Source organism: Vibrio sp. 1978, from assembly GCF_033344345.1.
Genome location: NZ_JAWPOP010000042.1, coordinates 1 through 18058, shown reverse-complemented (window position 1 = coordinate 18058; position 18058 = coordinate 1). Strand labels below are relative to the sequence as shown.

The window sequence follows — 18058 nt, the reverse complement described above, 5'->3', positions numbered from 1 at the left end:
AACCAGCGATTGTCTTTAAAGAAATGGCACTGGCCGCTTGATATTGGCGAGTGTCGCACTTCGCAGTTGAATTCGGGTGTATTGAGTTAAGTTATAAGAAGAGTAGATCGAATTAATATCTTTTGCAGACTCAGTCATAGAATTTTTCACAATGTAACGGAGCTTAAACTGAGATAACAGCAATCCCGCCACTATCATTTTCAGTATAAATTCCATTGTTAAAAAATTGACGCATCGACCTATGCGTCTCATATTTATAGAACGATGATGAATGTGAATAAGTTTATTTATAGCCCATATAAATAACAAAGGCCTAAATAATATTTAACTTCAGAAAAAAGGATTACAATAATGAATTGTTACCATCCATTTAATACACATAAGAAATTTAAATATTTTAAATGAGAATCATAGACTTAGAGACTATTGATTTTAAACTCATAAACATCATGTGAAGCACATGCTATAACTATTTTAATTTCTGATCAATTTCGTTTAATATCTTAGCGTCATTTTCTTGTCACTAAGAAAATCAAAATTGTAACGATTAGCATACAACGGATTGTGAGCTTCACAAAACACATTAAGTTATTGATTTAAGGCTCTTTATGTCATCACTCTCTGAATCATCTGCTATTAAAAACGAACGAGAGATAAACTCTGTTTATGTAAACTTATTTACTCATAAACAGATGCTTATTGATTATTTGTTCAGTACACTACCGGAAAATGACAACACTTCACTTACAAGCTTTACAGACAAAGAAACTTTTTTGTCCACATTGAATGATGAAGCCTTAATGAAATTCAATGACTTATCTAAAACCCACCTTGAACAGTGTTTTTTTCTTAGTCATAAATTCACAAAAAAAACACCCAAAGCTATAAATCTTGCTAAAGACATTCACCAAACGAACATAAAGAAGTTTTCTACATGTCTATTAGTTGTTCCAGACTCGCTACTATCATCAACTAATGATGATTTTATAAGTGTCTTTCTACAAAGCTTAAATGAGCTGGCAAATAATAAAAAAATCACTATTAGTGTTTGTATATATGGGCATCTGACGACTTCACTATTAAAGCCCATTCTTATTTCTCATAATAGACACATTGCAGGTTTGGCGACCATGACATCATTAGATGACGCTCGCTACTGCTATCTTGTGGATTTTTGGTCCAATAAACACGGTGTAATTACCCAACACGAATACATTCTCACTAAAACTAAAGATAAAACACTAAAAGCAACGTCTTACGAAACGCATCAATCTCATGTCATGCCAGAAGACAAATCGGATAGCGATAGAATCTATGTCAGCAGAAGAGCTTTCAGAGAAAGCGTGAAAGCCCCAAAAGGGATGCGTGTGGCAGAGAGCAATCAAGGACTCATAGCGATGCTAGACAACCCTCGCTCTTCAACTATTGTTTTCAGCTGTGATAACCAAAGCGAAGTTCAACAGATCGCGTTAGATTGCTACCGTTTAAGGTCCGCGTATGGCCGTCAGCTAAAGATTATTGTCAGGGAGACCCAACAATGTCTGAGATATGCAGATGAAAAGTTCTTACTTCGCTCGGGGGCAAACTTCATTTCTCACGCGCAAATCCCCCCAATGCGCTTTATGACTCAGGTTGAAGCAATTCAAGGCCAGATGCTTACACGCCCAATTCCTGACAGTTTAGAGGCGCTCTTAAAGTATGACCTTAAGTTTGGTAGCAAAGGCTACTTACAAAACCAGGACTTTAGCCAATACTGTATTGACGTCATTTCCCACTCAACACACTCAAATGTGAACTTTGCGCTTATCAAGCTGAACTTATTACCAGGTATGACGGCAGAGGAATGTTTACGTCTTTGCCATATTCGAAGAGATGGCGACGTTGTGACAGCCTGCAACAAAGCTCTATATGTCTTGTTCAGTGCTATTCGACATAGCGATATTGATATTGCACTCAACAATATATTTGAGTTCCCAGTGAGAGACTTATTTCATTCAACTCACACGTTTGATACTCAATTAGATATCGAAACAGAGTTAAAATTCATCGTTCAAGATGAAGCCGTCATATCCGACGACGTTTCAGCTCTGGCGACAGAGAGGAAAATATTCCATACCGCCACTAACTCCATTACTGATGTTCCTCCTTTGTTTGCTGTGAAAAAAACCATCGAGCTCAAGGAGCGTTCATGAATATTAACGATTTTTTACTGACCGTGATTATCAGCTCAGGTATTGGCCTACTCCTAGGATACTTTATCCGTGACCTAGTAAACGCTACCCGACGCTTTTACCACAAGCACTTAAAACGCTCGCGCTATTTTGAGCTAGATACATCAGCCACTAATACTAAGAAGCTTAAGTAATGATATCGCATTCTCATGACTCTACCCCCTCTACTATAGGATTGGGCTGGTGGAATATTTACTTTATCGCAAAAACAGCGCTCTATTTTCAAGGAATCATCGATTTCCATCCAATAGAAAACTTTGCGCTGTTGATCTTCATCCTGCTTCCTATCTCGATGAAAAGCCTAAATGCGGTACGTCATATCGTTGTATTTGTCGCCGCAGCGTGGCTCTTGCATTACGATTCTTACCTACCTCCTCTAGACCGTCTTTGGGCTCAAGCGGGACAGTTAATGCAGTTTGAATTGAGTTATCTGGTCGAGCTTTTGGGACGATTTTTATCATTCCAAGCAATACTCGGATTGCTCGCTTTGTGTGGTGCGTACTTTATTTTGAGCAAGTTCGTTAGAGTTTCAGTCTTTGTGGTTATTGCGATGGTCTATATAAGTATTCCTATGACGACTGAACCTCAGACAACAGTGGCTGCAGAAGTAGCTCAACAACAGCCGACAACCGAGGTTACTGCTAGCAAACAACCTCAAATAACGGAAATTAATGATGCCAGTTTCAACACGTTAACTGCAGATTTCTTTTCTAAAGAAGCTTCTCGACGTGTGGCATTCGATACCAACAGCGCAATGGATGCTCCTTTCGATTTGTTGTTCTTGAGTATTTGCTCGGTCGCGTGGGATGACATCGAAATTGCAGGACTGGCCGATCATCCTCTATTCAAAGAATTTGACATCATGTTCGACAACTTTAGCTCTGCAACGTCATACAGCGGGCCTGCGGTCATTCGTCTGTTACGAGCCAATTGTGGTCAACAGGAACACAGTCAACTGTTCCAGCCAGCACCATCAAAGCAGTGCTACTTGTTCGAAAGTTTGAAAGAGCTAGGCTTCACAGAAAATTTACTGATGAACCACAATGGTGTCTTTGATAGCTTCCTTGAATTGATCAAAAAAGACGGCGACTTACAAGCGGCTCTTATGTCTCAAGAAGACTTAACTCCTTACCAAAAATCTTTTGATGGCTCTTCGATCTTCCGCGATAAGCAAGTATTGGATAACTGGTGGCAGCAAAGACTTAACAGTAGTGACGACAAAGTCGTGGCACTCTACAACTCAATTTCACTACATGATGGCAACAGGATCATCAATGCGAATTCAAGCACATCTATTGCTAGCTACAAAATGCGCCTTAAGAATTTGCTTGATGATCTCCACGCGTTCTTTAAAACCTTAGAGTCCTCAAAACGCAACATCGTTGTCGCTTTGGTACCAGAACATGGTGGTGGAATGCGAGGAGACCGCATGCAAATTTCGGGTATGCGAGAAATTCCTGCACCGACAATCATTCATACACCGGTAGGAATTAAAATCTTCGGAGAAGGAATTCAGCGTCAGGGCGACACCGAACACGTAAGCGAGCCATCTAGCTATCTGGCATTGTCGCAGCTCGTTTCGAATATCCTGGATAAAAACATTTATCAAAGTAAGACGTTTAGCCCTTCAATATTGACAGAGAACCTACCAGAAACACGAGTTGTCGCGCAGAACTCAGGCTCTACTGTGATTGAAGTACAAGGGAAATATTATGTTTCTCTTGATGGTTCAAGTTGGATTGAATACCCCGCAAAATAGCGAGAGTAAAACCATGCAATGACAAAGGCCGGTGTTTCCGGCCTTTGTCATATAAAAAACCAATAACCTCTCAAAGGTCTCAGAACTTCAATTGTCTATTGTCTATAAATAGGTAAAAATGGATCGAATATTATGCACTTAAGGGAATAACTAATGCCAATTGATTCACTGATCACCATCGGTATTTTCGTCGTTCTTGCTGTCGTTATCTTATCTTCAGCCATTAAAACGGTTCCGCAAGGAAACAACTGGACAGTTGAACGCTTCGGACGCTACACCCACACATTAAAGCCGGGTTTAAACTTGATCATTCCATTCGTTGATAAAGTTGGTCAAAAAGTAAACATGATGGAGCGCGTTCTCGATATTCCTGCGCAAGAGGTCATTTCAAAAGATAACGCTAACGTGGTTATTGACGCTGTCGGATTTGTTCAAGTGATCGATGCTGCAAAAGCGGCTTATGAAGTCAACGACTTAGAACACGCTATTAGAAACTTGACCCTTACGAACATTCGTACCGTTTTAGGTTCAATGGAACTGGACGAAATGCTGAGCCAACGCGACATGATCAACTCTAAGCTGTTGGCGATTGTTGACCAAGCAACAAACCCTTGGGGCGTAAAAGTCACACGAATTGAGATTAAAGATGTCCAGCCACCAGCCGATCTGACCGCTGCAATGAATGCGCAAATGAAAGCCGAGCGTAATAAGCGTGCGGAAATTCTTGAAGCAGAAGGGGTTCGCCAAGCTGAGATATTAAAGGCCGAAGGTCATAAACAATCAGAGATATTAAAAGCTGAAGGCGAAAAGCAGTCTGCTATTCTCCATGCAGAAGCACGTGAGCGTGCCGCGCAAGCAGAAGCAAAAGCGACTTACATGGTTTCCGAAGCCATTGCAAAAGGTGACATGCAAGCCGTCAATTACTTCATTGCACAGGGTTATACCGAAGCGATCAAGAGCATTGGTCAAGCCGAAAATGGTAAAATCATTATGCTTCCATTAGAAGCAACCGGACTAATGGGCTCGGTTGCAGGGATAGCAGAAATGTTTAAACAGCAAGATAAAGAATAATTTATGGACTTTTTTAGTTTGTTGGAAGGTATCTCTTTCTGGCATTGGCTAGCGTTTGGCTTTGCTCTTTTAGCAGTTGAGCTACTTGGTACCGCAGGGTATTTTCTCTGGCTCGGGATGTCTGCACTTATCGTTGGAGCACTCATGACCGTTTTGCCAATGAGCTGGCAATTGCAATGGCTTTGCTTTGCAAGCTTCAGCTTAATCACCACCTGGCTTTGGTGGCGACGACAATGGTCTAAAGACAAGCAAGAAGACCAAGAAAGAGATCTGAACCAAAAGTACAAGCAGTTAATTGGGCGTACTCTTATCCTTGAAGAAGACTTTTCCGTCGGGCTCAATCGCATCAAGGTAGCCGATACCACATGGTCCGCACAATCGGATCAAGCACTTCCAGCCGGTACCCGCGTAAGAATCACCGATGTTGAAGGTATTATTTTAATCATTGAGCCTGATTCTAATTAATTTATGCCAAAGTAATGGGGCAAATCATGCTCCATTACTTTAATCTAAACAACTGCTTTCATTTCATTACCTTAATTAAAATCGAGAAAAAAATAAGTATTAGTAATATTATTAATACCCTACCTACCATTTCCTATTATTTAATTATTCAACACACGACAATCAATAAGATAGAAATATATCTAGGTAAATTATCGATCTAAATTTATTTTAAAAAATAAAACTTTATTGAATTATTTTTTGATCTTTTTATCCTCGGATACATACTTAACGCATAAGCATTTAAGTTGAGTGCTTTTTATTTGGTAAGTAAGAGGATGTACTATGAATAAGCTTCTCTTTTTAATGTTGTGCGGTATTTTTTCTTTTTCTTCCTTTGCCTACAACAACGGAAACGGCGGTACAACTAATTTGGGACCTATAGTCGAATGTAAGATGCCAAGTGGCGACGTTACGAATATTCCAAGTGAAATGTGTCGATTTAGAGGTGGGGAATGGGAATAGTAAAGAAGTAAGAGCTTAGTTTGATATAATAGCCCTATTCAACCTTGCCTTTCTGCGTAGTCACGGTTTATACAAGCACGTAGATATTTAAAGTTTATATTAAGGTGATTATTATGAGATTTTTATCTGGTCTATTAGTAATATCTTTTGCCATAATTCCGTTAACCACTCATGCTAATGGTGCATCCGGTGGTCGTACGTTAGGCCCAGAGATAAAGTGTGAGTTGCCAAACGGTAATGTACATATGTTGCCACCGTTATATTGCAAAATATATGACGGCCGAGAAGTGAAATAGAAAAGGAGCCTAGCGGCTCCTTTTATTATCTAATTAAGTATTAGTGGAAGCTGTAAGGGATAAGAACTTGTAGACGTAAGTCTGTTTCATCCGCATCGCCAGCACCTGCGTACTCATCACGTTCTAGGATTGTACCGTGTAAACGAATGGTAGAACCTTTAAGCGCGCCACTTTGTAGTGAGTAAGATACTGTTGCGTTAACTGCGTATTCGCTTTCGTAATCCCAGTCACCTGATGCTCCGCTTGCTGCAGAGTCAGCGCCAGTACCGTAACCAAAGCCTAGGTAGTAGTTCCAGCCGTTACCTTGGTTGTAAGATAGACGGTTGTACCATGCTAGCTCACCCGCTTTGTTCCAGTCAGACAGCGCGTCCCACCACTGAGACCAAGTACCATTGTTCATACCATATGTATGAATAGTACGAGGAACGAAGTCCGCACGGTTATCTGTGTCTGTGTAGCGCAACTCAGACATCCAAGCTAGCTTGCCGAAAGATTGATTCAAAGATAGACCAGTGTGGAAACCTAGACCATCGTATTTCACATCATCGTCAACACCGTAGAAATCAAATGCTAGAGTTGTACGGTCACTAACAGTGTACTTCAAGTAAGCCTTGTAAGAAGTGTTGTCAGTTTCGTTGTGGTAGCTAGTTACTTGACCTGCACCCCAGTCAACACCATTTGCATATTGAACGCCAGTAGCTTGACCCAAACCAAGTTGCATAAACAAGCTGTCAGTTAGGTTACCGTTTAGGCCTAGAGAGTGTAGGTAGCTCCATGAAGTGTCAGACCAAAGCGCTGGTGCGTAATCATCTTCGTGAAGCAGCCAAGGTGCTGTAAATTGGTCTGCGCCAAAGTAGCTTAGGTTGAAATCACCAAGTTTAGCGTTTAGTTCGAAACCACGGTAAGTACCAGGTACAAAGCTCCAAACGTTACCGATTGTACCGTTACCACCAGCCTGTAACATACCGAAACGAGCATTAAAGTTTTCGTTTGCTTTGAATTTCAGCGCTGCTTTGTAAACTTTAAGCTGCTGACCATCACCTGCACCCCAGTCTAGGTTGTTACAAGTTGAGATTTCGTTACATAGGTAGCCTTCGTTTGAATTATAAAGACTATCGTTGTAAAGATCGCCAGAGTAGTAAGCCGCAACATCTGCGCCCACCCAACCATCGTGGTAGCCAGAAGTGAAGTCTAAAATTGCGTTGTAAGAAGAGTAGTTTAGACGACTCCAACGGTCACCATTTTCACCGCCGGGCTTACCTGTTGTACGAGTTCGTGAACGAGTATCAACTATGAATAATGCATTCAGACTTGAGTCTTGCATAAATTCGTTCACTTTCTCTACGTACTCGCCACCTGCTGCACTTTCAGTAGACGCTGTAGCTGGAGCGACAGCAACAACACCAAACATTGCTGCGGTTAACGCTGAAACCTTAAAAAATTTGTCCATGGAAAAACTCCTAAAAATGGATATAGCTGTATTTTTCTATCTCACCTTTAGTTGGCCGCCGAAGGAGAGAAGTAAATTCCTGATCAAACCTCATTATTTCTAATTTGGCTTTTTTTAGTTCCTGCATACACACCGTGTATCCACGTGATTAAGACTAACTTCGCAGCTAAAAACATCCAAATGGAACTTATTTTTTTTCTAAAAAAATATGAGCCACTCCAAAGTTCCATATAACTTATTGATCCAGATCTTATTTTTAACAACATCAACACAACACAATAAATTATTATTTAAAATCAAACACTTAAATTGAACTCAAAAGTATCAACTTGAAGTCACTCGCAGACTAAAAAAGCCAAAAAAACCAATAACCCAAGGTTCGATCTTGATCACTGAAAAGAACAAAGGCATCAATTACTCAATAAAAAAACACTTAATTATGAACAATAAAAAGCCCCGCATGCTTACCATACGGGGCTTTTAGTTATTTTTTAGCTTTTTTGAGAAGACTTAATTCATCAGTTCGAGTAAGTCTTGTTCTGTTTTAATTTCGATACCCAGTTCTTGTGCCTTTGCGAGCTTCGAACCTGCATTTTCACCAGCAAACAAAATATCGGTTTTCTTAGAAACACTACCCGTCACTTTAGCCCCCAGTGCTTGGAGGGCTTCTTTGGCTTCTGTACGCCCCAGTTGAGAAAGTGTTCCCGTTAATACTACTGTTTTACCTTCTAATGGTAATTCCCCCACCTGCTCAGTAGTATTAATCTCTGGCCAATGAATTCCTTGTTCAAGCAAATCTTTAACCACCGCTTGGTTCTGTTCTTCACTAAAGAAAGTCGTAATATGTTGAGCAACCACAGCACCGATGTCTTGCACTTCAATCAACTGCTCTTCGGTAGCATTTTGGATCGCTCCCAACGTTTTAAAGTGCATTGCTAAGTTTGCTGCGGTTGCCTCGCCAACTTCACGGATCCCCAGTGAATACAAAAACCGAGGTAAAGTTGTTTCTTTGGATTTTTCTAACGCATTCACAATATTCTGCGCAGACTTTGGCCCCATGCGATCTAGTACGGTTAAAATCCCCGCTGATAACTTAAATAAGTCAGCAGGAGTTTTCACCATCTCACGATCAACAAGCTGCTCGATCACTTTATCGCCTAAACCGTCAACGTCTAACGCTTTACGAGAAACAAAGTGTTTTAGCGCTTGTTTGCGTTGGGCTTGGCAAACTAAGCCCCCCATACAACGTGTTACCGCTTCTCCTTCGATCCGCTCAACATGCGAACCACAAACAGGACACTGAGTTGGGAAAACAATATCTCGAGCTGTTTCTGGTCGACGCTCTTTGATGACAGAAACGACTTGGGGAATAACATCGCCAGCACGGCGGATCACAACGTGATCACCAATCTTGACCTGCAGACGTTCAATCTCATCTGCGTTATGAAGCGTCGCATTACTTACCGTTACCCCGCCAACAAATACAGGCTCTAGTTTAGCAACAGGTGTAATCGCACCAGTGCGACCGACTTGGAACTCCACTTCATTCAGTGTCGTCATTTCTTCCTGTGCTGGGAATTTGTAGGCAATCGCCCAACGTGGAGCGCGAGCAACAAAACCCAGACGCTCTTGCACGGCAATATCGTCAATTTTAATAACGACACCATCGATCTCATAAGGGAGGGCATCACGACGCTGCAATATATCTTGGTAGTAAGCTTTTACATCCGCCAAGCTTTCAACTCGCTTAGTTTCCGGACACATTGGCAGTCCCCAAGATTTGATTTGCAAAAAGCGTTCGTAATGACTTGCTGCCAATTCTGCACCTTGCACCACGCCTACACTGTATGCATAGAAGCTAAGCGGACGAGAAGCCGTAATACGTGAATCCAATTGTCGTAAGCTACCTGCCGCAGCGTTACGTGGATTAACAAAGATTTTCTCGCCTCTCTTCCTTGCTAATTCATTGAGCTTTTCAAACCCAGCTTTCGGCATAAAGACTTCACCACGAACTTCAAGACGATTTGGCCAGTCATTACCTCTGAGTTTTAAAGGAATAGCTTTAATCGTACGCACATTCTCTGTGATGTTTTCACCCGTAGTACCATCGCCTCGAGTGGCCGCCTGAACTAAAACGCCATTCTCATATAACAAACTTACGGCGAGTCCATCCAATTTAGGCTCACAACAGTATTCTTTCACACTCTGGCTGCCCACGCGCTCTTGTGCGCGCTTGTGGAAACTATCGAGTTCACTATCATCAAACGCGTTATCAAGCGAAAGCATCGGTACTTCATGTGTCACTTGGCTAAACGCAGAGAGAGGTTGCCCACCGACACGTTGGCTTGGCGAGTCTACGGTTATTAAGTCAGGGTTCTCTGCTTCAATATCCAGTAACTCTCGCATTAAACGGTCGTACTCGGCATCAGGGATCTCTGGGTTATCTTCCACGTAGTAACGCACAGCGTGGTAATGCAACGACTCTTTTAGTTCTTCTAGTCGCTGAAGTACTGATTCAGACATAGTAAAGCCCCGTGTATTTTCAATCGGTGAGGTTGGGAAATCCAAGAAAAAGGGCTCCATCCGGAGCCCTATTATTATTTGCTGTTAAGATTATGCGTTAGCGGCATTAAACTCAACTATTTGACGTCGATAAGATGCTAAACGATCTGGCGTCATTAAGTTGCGCTGGTCATCAAGTACGTTACCACCTAAGTCATCAGCAATTTGCTGCGCAGTTCGGAGCATTAAGTTGAAGTTCTGTTCAGCCTCGCCATAACAAGGCAATGTCATGAAGAATGAAATACCCTTCGTTGTAAACTCAGCAGGATCAGCATGCTCAAACGTACCAGGGTGCATCATATTAGCGACGCTAAACAGCACTTTGCCGTTACCGGACAAGTCGACATGACGGTGGAAAATATCCATTTCGCCATAAATTAGACCGTTTTGTTGCATACTTTCAAATAAAGCAGTACCAACAAATGGCTCTTCACCAGCACAGTGCACATTCAATACAATCACTTGCATTTCAGGTTCTGGCTTTGGCTCTTCCTTAGGCTCTGCAACGACAGGCTCACTAACCGTTTCGACTTGCTGTTCTTTCTCCGTAATATCAAACGCGGCGGGAATAGCGTCTTCTTCCACAGCGGGCTGGAATGGCTCTTCAGCTACTGTTGCTTGAACAACAGGCTCAACGTCCTCTTCTTTATCTTTTTCTGCAACAAATGAAGGGATGTCATCCAGCTCCTGCTGCGTCTGTTTGACTTCAGATGGACCACCGAATAACGGGTCAGATTCAAACTTGTTGTCGAAAGAGCTCGCCATCCCAAAATCTGGTTCTTTGCGATCTTTGCGAATGATCTCAAAGTCATCTTCAGGAGCGGGAGCGAAGTCTCGTTCTTTCTCAACAAGATCATTTTTGTCTTCTTGGTCAACATCCAGCTTACCAAGTGGCTTGTTACCAAACTTTGCTTTGCCTTCTTTTTTACTGCTCCATAAACCATGAAACAGTAATGCCGCGATGGCTAATGCGCCAACAACAATGAGTACGAATCGCAATTCCTGCATTATTTACTCTCAATATACTTGTTTTTACTACTCGCAGTTCCTTGAGCAGCAACCCAAGTGCAATAAATCTGAATGATACGTTTACTTTACCAAAACTATATGTAGATTTAGAACAACTTAATGCAAGAAGTTCCGTTTTTTGTTGTGATTCTTGCCACGATTCCACTTAACAAGACGTCATTTGTCAGGGCATTGAAAGAAAAGTCCTCACAGGTACAATGAGTTTTCATTTACACGAAGCCAAAATAGACATGAAGCAAAACAATCAGCAGAGAACCGGGTTCGGTTATTTTCTATACGGGATACAATTGGCACTTGCCCCTAAAATCAGGCGCTTTGTCATCTTACCTCTACTTGCAAATATCTTGCTTGTAGGTGGTGCCATCTTCTATCTATTTTCAAACCTTAATATATGGATAGAAGGCTGGATTGGGCAGCTGCCTGAGTTTTTATCCTGGTTAACTTACATTCTTTGGCCTTTACTCGCTCTGACGATACTCGCTACCTTCTCCTATTTTTTCAGCACGCTCGCGAACTTTATCGCCGCGCCATTCAATGGCCTCTTGGCTGAAAAAGTGGAAGAGTACTTAACGGGACAAAAAGTAAATGATGATGGTTTCACTGCCGTCCTGAAAGATGTTCCTCGCGTTTTAGCTCGTGAGTGGAGAAAGCTCCTTTACATATTACCTAAAGCAATAGGCCTATTCCTATTATTGCTCATCCCTGCCCTTGGACAAACAGTAGGCCCATTTTTATGGTTTATCTTTACCGCCTGGATGCTCGCGATTCAATATTGTGACTACCCGTTTGATAACCATAAAATCCCATTTAACGACATGCGTTACAAATTGAAACAAAAGCAAGGTAAGGCCTATGGCTTTGGGGTATTGGTGTCTGTGTTTACGACGATCCCAATTTTGAACCTCATTGTCATGCCTGTAGCAATATGTGGTGCAACCGCTATGTGGGTCGCGGAGTTTAAGCACCAACGATAGTCGATTAGAGATGAAGGAAAGGGATCAGCGCCAGCTTTTCCCTTTTCTTTTATCAAGTTCTGGGCCAACCTAATAAGATATAACTTTTTAATCCTTTTCCCTTTTTTTCATACCGCATATTCTTCTATCCATATTCACACAACGTGTAATGAAGGAACATCACTATGAGCAAAATCTACGAAGATAACTCTCTTACTATTGGTAATACACCTCTCGTTCGTCTAAACAAAGTAAGTAAAGGCAAAGTTCTCGCAAAAATTGAAGCGCGTAACCCTAGCTTCAGTGTTAAGTGCCGTATCGGTGCAAACATGATCTGGGAAGCAGAGAAAGCGGGCCTTCTTAAGCCAGGTGTAGAGCTTGTAGAACCTACCAGTGGTAACACTGGTGTTGCTCTAGCATTCGTAGCGGCTGCTCGCGGTTACAAGCTAACATTGACCATGCCTGAATCAATGAGCCTAGAACGCCGTAAGCTACTAAAAGCACTAGGCGCGAACCTTGAGCTGACTGAAGCGGCGAAAGGCATGAAAGGGGCGATTGCTAAAGCAGAAGAAATCGTAGCAAGCAACCCTGAGAAGTACCTACTTCTTCAACAATTTGACAACCCAGCGAACCCAGAAATCCACGAAAAGACTACGGGCCCTGAGATTTGGGAAGCGACAGACGGTGAAATCGACGTATTCGTTGCTGGTGTTGGTACGGGCGGTACTATTACAGGTACTAGCCGTTACATCAAAGGTGAAAAAGGCAAAGCCATCACTTCTGTTGCAGTTGAGCCAGCAGAGTCTCCGGTTATTGCACAAGCACTTGCTGGCGAAGAAATCCAACCTGCCCCACACAAAATTCAAGGTATCGGTGCTGGTTTCATCCCTGGTAACCTCGATTTAGACATTATTGACCGTGTTGAGCAAGTTACCTCAGAAGAAGCGATTGAGATGGCTCGTCGCCTAATGGAAGAGGAAGGTATCCTAGCTGGTATCTCATCTGGCGCAGCGGTTGTTGCAGCGAACCGACTTGCGGAACTACCTGAATTTGAAGGAAAAACAATTGTAACTGTCTTGCCAAGTTCCGGTGAGCGTTACCTAAGTACAGCACTCTTTGCAGGTATCTTTACCGAAAAAGAGAACCAACAATAATATGTGTTCAAATCAATTTTTAGTTTAAAAAAGCCCCGTTTAGGGGCTTTTTTGTTGATCCCTGCCCTACCTTTGGTAATATCAGGGTGTTTTATTTCTAGCTTCAAAATAAAGAAGCAGAACACAAAAAGGTTTCAAAGTGATTACGCACGCAAACAGTTGCGTAGTTACCAAACTTTTGACTAGTATCAGAACTGACACGCTTTGAACTCTTCCCGTGCTAGCGCACAAGATGTAAAGCAGTTAAGCTAAAATCTGGTCACAAACTAACAAAAAAATACATTTATTGGGGTATATCACATGTACGAGAAGCAAGTAGAAATCACAGCAGAAAACGGCCTTCACACTCGTCCAGCTGCACAGTTTGTTAAAGAAGCAAAAGCATTCGACGCAGACATCACTGTGACTTCTAACGGTAAAAGCGCTAGCGCTAAGAGCCTGTTCAAACTACAAACACTAGGCCTAGTAAAAGGTACTCAAGTTACTATTTCTGCTGAAGGCCCACAAGCTCAGCAAGCAGTTGACCACCTAGTTGCTCTAATGGACCAACTACACTAATCCGGTCTCCTACTCCAGAAGCCATTTTGTGAAAGCAAAATGGCTTCGTTGGAAATAGGCTCAAAACTAAGCTAAAACTATTCGTTAGCGCACCCATTATTCTCCCGTTTTATAAAGTTGACCAAACTTAAGGTAAGGCTATGATTTCAGGCATCCTAGCATCTCCTGGTATTGCAATCGGTAAAGCACTACTACTTCAAGAAGATGAAATTGTCCTAAACACAAACACTATTTCTGACGATCAAGTAGAAGCTGAAGTTCAGCGTTTCTTTGACGCTCGTAACAAATCTGCAGCTCAGCTAGAAACTATCAAGCAAAAAGCGCTTGAAACGTTTGGCGAAGAAAAAGAAGCGATCTTTGAAGGTCACATCATGCTTCTTGAAGACGAAGAGCTAGAAGAGGAAATCCTAGCACTTATCAAAAACGACAAGATGACTGCTGATCACGCTATCCACTCAGTGATCGAAGAGCAAGCATGTGCTCTTGAGTCTCTAGACGACGAATACTTAAAAGAGCGTGCAACTGACATCCGCGATATCGGTTCTCGTTTTGTTAAGAACGCACTAGGCATCAACATTGTTTCGCTTAGCGATATCAACGAAGAAGTAATTCTTGTTGCTTACGACCTAACGCCATCTGAAACTGCACAAATTAACCTAGACTATGTGCTTGGTTTTGCTTGTGACATTGGTGGTCGTACATCTCACACTTCAATCATGGCTCGCTCACTTGAGCTTCCAGCTATCGTTGGTACTAACGACATCACGAAGAAAGTTAAGAATGGCGACATGCTGATTCTTGACGCAATGAACAACAAGATTGTTGTTAACCCATCAGAAGCTGAGCTAGAAGAAGCAAAAGCGGTTAAAGCAGCATTCCTAGCTGAAAAAGAAGAGCTAGCGAAACTGAAAGACCTACACGCAGAAACGACTGACGGTCACCGTGTAGAAGTTTGCGGTAACATCGGTACAGTGAAAGACTGTGACGGTATCCTTCGTAACGGCGGTGAAGGTGTTGGTCTGTACCGTACTGAATTCCTATTTATGGACCGTACTGCGCTACCAACTGAAGAAGAACAGTACCAAGCGTACAAAGAAGTTGCGGAAGCAATGAACGGTCAAGCTGTGATCATCCGTACTATGGATATCGGCGGCGATAAAGATCTCCCATACATGGATCTTCCAAAAGAGATGAACCCATTCCTAGGCTGGCGCGCTGTACGTATCAGTCTAGATCGTCGTGAAATCCTTCGTGATCAGCTACGTGGCATTCTACGTGCTTCTGCACACGGCAAACTGCGTATCATGTTCCCAATGATCATCTCTGTCGAAGAAATCCGTGAGCTTAAGAAAGCGATCGAAGAGTACAAAGAAGAGCTACGCGCTGAAGGCCACGCGTTCGACGAAAACATCGAAATCGGTGTTATGGTTGAAACTCCTGCTGCTGCTGCGATCGCACACCACTTAGCGAAGGAAGTATCTTTCTTCTCTATCGGTACAAACGACCTAACTCAGTACACACTAGCGGTTGACCGTGGTAACGAGATGATTTCTCACCTATACAACCCACTATCACCTGCTGTACTTACTGTGATCAAGCAAGTTATCGACGCTTCTCACGCAGAAGGTAAATGGACTGGTATGTGTGGTGAACTTGCAGGTGACGAGCGTGCAACACTTCTACTTCTAGGTATGGGTCTGGACGAGTTCTCAATGAGCGGCATTTCAATCCCTAAAGTGAAGAAAGTAGTTCGTAACTCTAACTTCGCAGAAGTGAAAGCAATGGCTGAAGAAGCCCTTTCTCTACCGACAGCAGAAGAAATCGAAGCCGTGGTAGAAAAGTTTATTGCTGAGAAAGCTCAGTAATCGGTAGTACCAAGTAATTCAATACTTAATGGCCATTAGACGGCGAAAAAAGTCGTCTAATGAGCTATATTGGTATACTATAATTCGACAGAATAAAACCAAACCTTAGGAGCATGACACAATGGGTCTGTTTGACAAACTTAAGAAGCTTGTATCTGATGACAGCGCTGACGCTGGTGCTATCGAAATCATCGCGCCACTTTCTGGTGAGATTGTAAACATCGAAGACGTGCCAGATGTTGTTTTCGCTGAGAAAATCGTTGGTGACGGTATTGCTATCAAGCCAGCAGGCAACAAAATGGTAGCTCCTGTAAACGGTACTATCGGTAAGATCTTCGAAACTAACCATGCGTTCTCTATCGAGTCTGACGACGGTGTTGAGCTTTTCGTTCACTTCGGTATCGACACAGTTGAACTAAAAGGCGAAGGCTTCACGCGTATCGCTGAAGAAGGTCAAACTGTTAAAGCTGGCGACACTGTAATTGAATTCGATCTAGCTCTTCTAGAAGAGAAAGCGAAGTCAACGCTAACTCCAGTTGTTATCTCTAACATGGACGAAATCAAAGAGCTAAACAAGCTTTCTGGTTCTGTAACTGTTGGTGAAACTCCAGTTCTACGTGTAACTAAGTAATTTTTACTTAATCGAACACGAAAAAAACGCTGCCAATGGCAGCGTTTTTTATTATCTGACTTTTTTCTGAGCGATGTGCATCGCTGAAACACGTTCAACTGAGCAAGCCTAGTGCTGAGCTCGGCCTTTGCTTCGCTTGAGCGAGTAATGCAGTTGTCGCATCTTGGAGCACTTGAGAACGCACCATTTCCGTAGATTCTCTTGCGAAGTCTGTATCTCTTATTCGACTCTTGGACTCTGTAACACTCCGATTCACAGTATTTAAGTTATCCATCGAGCCGTTTACACGGTTCTGAAAGCTGCCAATTTCACTTCGGTGCGAATCAACGTACTTAATTGCTGCATCAATCACCCCAACTGAAAGCTGAGCCTTACCTGCCGTCGACATATCAATGTCATCCATTGTGACTAATTGACCAGCGCTCACATCAAGCTCATCCGCTAAACTCCCTTCGAGAACCACACCCTCTGGCGCCTTCATCATAGAAGCGAAGAATTGCAGTTCGTTGTTTTCCGTTACTGAAGCATTCACTATCGATTGTTGAGCATTGATGTAAGTGGCGACCTGTTCTATACGGTCACCCAATTTGAGTCCAATGGATTCCGTTTGGGTTTGTCCTTTACTGTCTTGGTATTCGACTTTTAGGGTTTGGTTATCTTTAGTGACTCGCCAATCTTTATCGACCGCATCACCAACATAATGCTGCCCTCCCATCTCTGGGATATGGCTACGCATGTTACGTAACGTCAAAGAGATTGAATTAGCGTTCGCGCCAATATGGAAACTTTGTGAACCGTAAGATCCATCAAACAGGTTTTTATCCGCAAATGTTGTCGTGATCGCGACACGATCAAGCTCATCTTGCAGCGCTACGACCTCATATTGAATACTTTGCCGATCACTTGAGTCATAACTGCCGTTTGCTGCTTGAAGCCCCAGAGAGCGTAAGCGTTGCAATATTTCACTGCTTTCGTGCAATGCTCCCTCCGCTGTTTGAGCAACAGAAAAAGCGTCGTGCGCATTTCTTAAGGCGACATCAAGCCCTCTCGTTTGTACATGGAGAGTATTCGATATCTGTAAACCTGCCGCATCATCGCTCGCCGAGTTGATTCGAAACCCCGAAGTTAGGTTGCGTTGTGACTCAACATTTTGCGCAGCTGCTTGACTCAGGTGTCTCTGCGCCACCATCGCAGAAACATTGGAATTTAAAGAGATCATCTAATCGATATGAATGCCTTATCGAACATACTGTCAGGACACATCTGAATCGTTATAGCCAATAAGCAAAAAGCCAGGGATGAGCCTGGCTTTGGTTTCTTGCTTTGTTAAAGTGATTAACCTAGCAGACTTAGCGCTGAGTTAGGCGCTTGTTTCGCTTGCGCAAGGATTGAGCTTGACGCTTGCGATAGAATTTGTGATTTGGTCATTGCCGTTGTTTCTTTCGCGAAGTCAGTATCTTTGATACGGCTCTTCGACGCATTCACGTTCTCGTTAATGTTGTCCAAGTTGCTGATTGCGTGGTTGAAACG

General features: G+C 42.6%; 15 protein-coding genes. 10 read left to right on the top strand and 5 right to left on the bottom strand.

The genetic code is table 11. The annotated features are described in order from the left end of the window. Positions 1-608 precede the first annotated feature (608 nt). The 5 genes from bcsE to R8N49_RS23490 all read left to right on the top strand — a co-directional run bounded on the left by bcsE (position 609) and on the right by R8N49_RS23490 (position 5526). On the top strand, positions 609-2192 hold the full coding sequence (bcsE, locus tag R8N49_RS23510) for a cellulose biosynthesis protein BcsE (RefSeq protein WP_053303303.1): 1584 nt from the start codon (positions 609-611) through the stop codon (positions 2190-2192). Beyond that, entirely contained in the window at positions 2189-2365 is a 177-nt protein-coding gene (locus R8N49_RS23505) for a hypothetical protein (RefSeq protein ID WP_017819966.1), read from the top strand. The genes bcsE and R8N49_RS23505 overlap by 4 nt, the downstream gene beginning before the upstream one ends. Then, positions 2365-3990, top strand: coding sequence for a cellulose biosynthesis protein BcsG (gene bcsG, locus R8N49_RS23500; protein ID WP_025767002.1), 1626 nt, complete (start codon positions 2365-2367; stop codon positions 3988-3990). Before R8N49_RS23505 ends, bcsG begins: the two co-directional genes overlap by 1 nt. A 153-nt stretch (positions 3991-4143) precedes the next feature. Then, complete coding sequence (locus R8N49_RS23495) at positions 4144-5061, top strand: SPFH domain-containing protein (protein WP_005382060.1); 918 nt, start codon at positions 4144-4146, stop codon at positions 5059-5061. Positions 5062-5064: 3 nt separating this feature from the next. Then, a complete protein-coding gene (locus R8N49_RS23490; RefSeq protein ID WP_017634826.1) occupies positions 5065-5526 on the top strand; it encodes an NfeD family protein in 462 nt (153 codons plus the stop codon). Between the two features lie 840 nt (positions 5527-6366). Here the strand turns inward: R8N49_RS23490 and R8N49_RS23485 are convergent. The 3 genes from R8N49_RS23485 to zipA all read right to left on the bottom strand — a co-directional run bounded on the left by R8N49_RS23485 (position 6367) and on the right by zipA (position 11346). Further along, positions 6367-7776 (bottom strand): hypothetical protein, encoded by a 1410-nt coding sequence (locus tag R8N49_RS23485; protein ID WP_005382055.1) that lies wholly within the window; start codon positions 7774-7776, stop codon positions 6367-6369. 510 nt (positions 7777-8286) lie between these two features. Then, entirely contained in the window at positions 8287-10299 is a 2013-nt protein-coding gene (ligA, locus tag R8N49_RS23480; RefSeq protein WP_258489525.1) for an NAD-dependent DNA ligase LigA, read from the bottom strand. A gap of 90 nt (positions 10300-10389) precedes the next feature. Further along, positions 10390-11346 (bottom strand): cell division protein ZipA, encoded by a 957-nt coding sequence (gene zipA / locus R8N49_RS23475; RefSeq protein WP_186584430.1) that lies wholly within the window; start codon positions 11344-11346, stop codon positions 10390-10392. 251 nt (positions 11347-11597) lie between these two features. Between zipA and cysZ the strand changes: the two genes are divergently transcribed. The 5 genes from cysZ (at position 11598) to crr (ending at position 16528) form a co-directional block, all read left to right on the top strand. Next, entirely contained in the window at positions 11598-12341 is a 744-nt protein-coding gene (gene cysZ, locus R8N49_RS23470) for a sulfate transporter CysZ (protein WP_025998633.1), read from the top strand. Positions 12342-12505: 164 nt separating this feature from the next. After that, the gene (cysK, locus tag R8N49_RS23465; protein WP_005382045.1) at positions 12506-13474 is read left to right on the top strand and encodes a cysteine synthase A; all 969 of its coding nucleotides are present in this window, start codon (positions 12506-12508) and stop codon (positions 13472-13474) included. A gap of 300 nt (positions 13475-13774) precedes the next feature. Further along, a complete protein-coding gene (locus tag R8N49_RS23460; protein WP_005382043.1) occupies positions 13775-14032 on the top strand; it encodes an HPr family phosphocarrier protein in 258 nt (85 codons plus the stop codon). A gap of 140 nt (positions 14033-14172) precedes the next feature. Continuing rightward, positions 14173-15897: a phosphoenolpyruvate-protein phosphotransferase PtsI gene (gene ptsI / locus R8N49_RS23455; protein ID WP_005389298.1), complete on the top strand. Its 1725-nt coding sequence runs from the start codon at positions 14173-14175 to the stop codon at positions 15895-15897. Between the two features lie 121 nt (positions 15898-16018). Then, positions 16019-16528, top strand: a complete 510-nt coding sequence (crr, locus tag R8N49_RS23450; RefSeq protein ID WP_005382041.1) for a PTS glucose transporter subunit IIA — start codon at positions 16019-16021, stop codon at positions 16526-16528. A 94-nt stretch (positions 16529-16622) separates the two neighbouring features. Here the strand turns inward: crr and R8N49_RS23445 are convergent, their stop codons facing one another. Together R8N49_RS23445 and R8N49_RS23440 are read right to left on the bottom strand one after the other, a co-directional pair. Next, positions 16623-17747, bottom strand: coding sequence for a flagellin (locus R8N49_RS23445; RefSeq protein WP_132936482.1), 1125 nt, complete (start codon positions 17745-17747; stop codon positions 16623-16625). A 116-nt stretch (positions 17748-17863) separates the two neighbouring features. Next, positions 17864-18058: flagellin (locus R8N49_RS23440; RefSeq protein ID WP_031855108.1), on the bottom strand; the 195-nt coding region annotated here is incomplete at its 5' end.

Bases quoted from the DNA above. Each gene is read 5' to 3' on its own strand.
- cysZ (WP_025998633.1), top strand. From the start codon at position 11,598: ATGAAGCAAAACAATCAGCAGAGAACCGGGTTCGGTTATTTTCTATAC.
- R8N49_RS23445 (WP_132936482.1), bottom strand. From the start codon at position 17,747: ATGATCTCTTTAAATTCCAATGTTTCTGCGATGGTGGCGCAGAGACAC.
- crr (WP_005382041.1), top strand. From the start codon at position 16,019: ATGGGTCTGTTTGACAAACTTAAGAAGCTTGTATCTGATGACAGCGCT.
- R8N49_RS23485 (WP_005382055.1), bottom strand. From the start codon at position 7,776: ATGGACAAATTTTTTAAGGTTTCAGCGTTAACCGCAGCAATGTTTGGT.
- bcsG (WP_025767002.1), top strand. From the start codon at position 2,365: ATGATATCGCATTCTCATGACTCTACCCCCTCTACTATAGGATTGGGC.
- R8N49_RS23460 (WP_005382043.1), top strand. From the start codon at position 13,775: ATGTACGAGAAGCAAGTAGAAATCACAGCAGAAAACGGCCTTCACACT.
- R8N49_RS23495 (WP_005382060.1), top strand. From the start codon at position 4,144: ATGCCAATTGATTCACTGATCACCATCGGTATTTTCGTCGTTCTTGCT.
- R8N49_RS23490 (WP_017634826.1), top strand. From the start codon at position 5,065: ATGGACTTTTTTAGTTTGTTGGAAGGTATCTCTTTCTGGCATTGGCTA.
- ptsI (WP_005389298.1), top strand. From the start codon at position 14,173: ATGATTTCAGGCATCCTAGCATCTCCTGGTATTGCAATCGGTAAAGCA.
- bcsE (WP_053303303.1), top strand. From the start codon at position 609: ATGTCATCACTCTCTGAATCATCTGCTATTAAAAACGAACGAGAGATA.
- zipA (WP_186584430.1), bottom strand. From the start codon at position 11,346: ATGCAGGAATTGCGATTCGTACTCATTGTTGTTGGCGCATTAGCCATC.
- R8N49_RS23505 (WP_017819966.1), top strand. From the start codon at position 2,189: ATGAATATTAACGATTTTTTACTGACCGTGATTATCAGCTCAGGTATT.
- ligA (WP_258489525.1), bottom strand. From the start codon at position 10,299: ATGTCTGAATCAGTACTTCAGCGACTAGAAGAACTAAAAGAGTCGTTG.
- cysK (WP_005382045.1), top strand. From the start codon at position 12,506: ATGAGCAAAATCTACGAAGATAACTCTCTTACTATTGGTAATACACCT.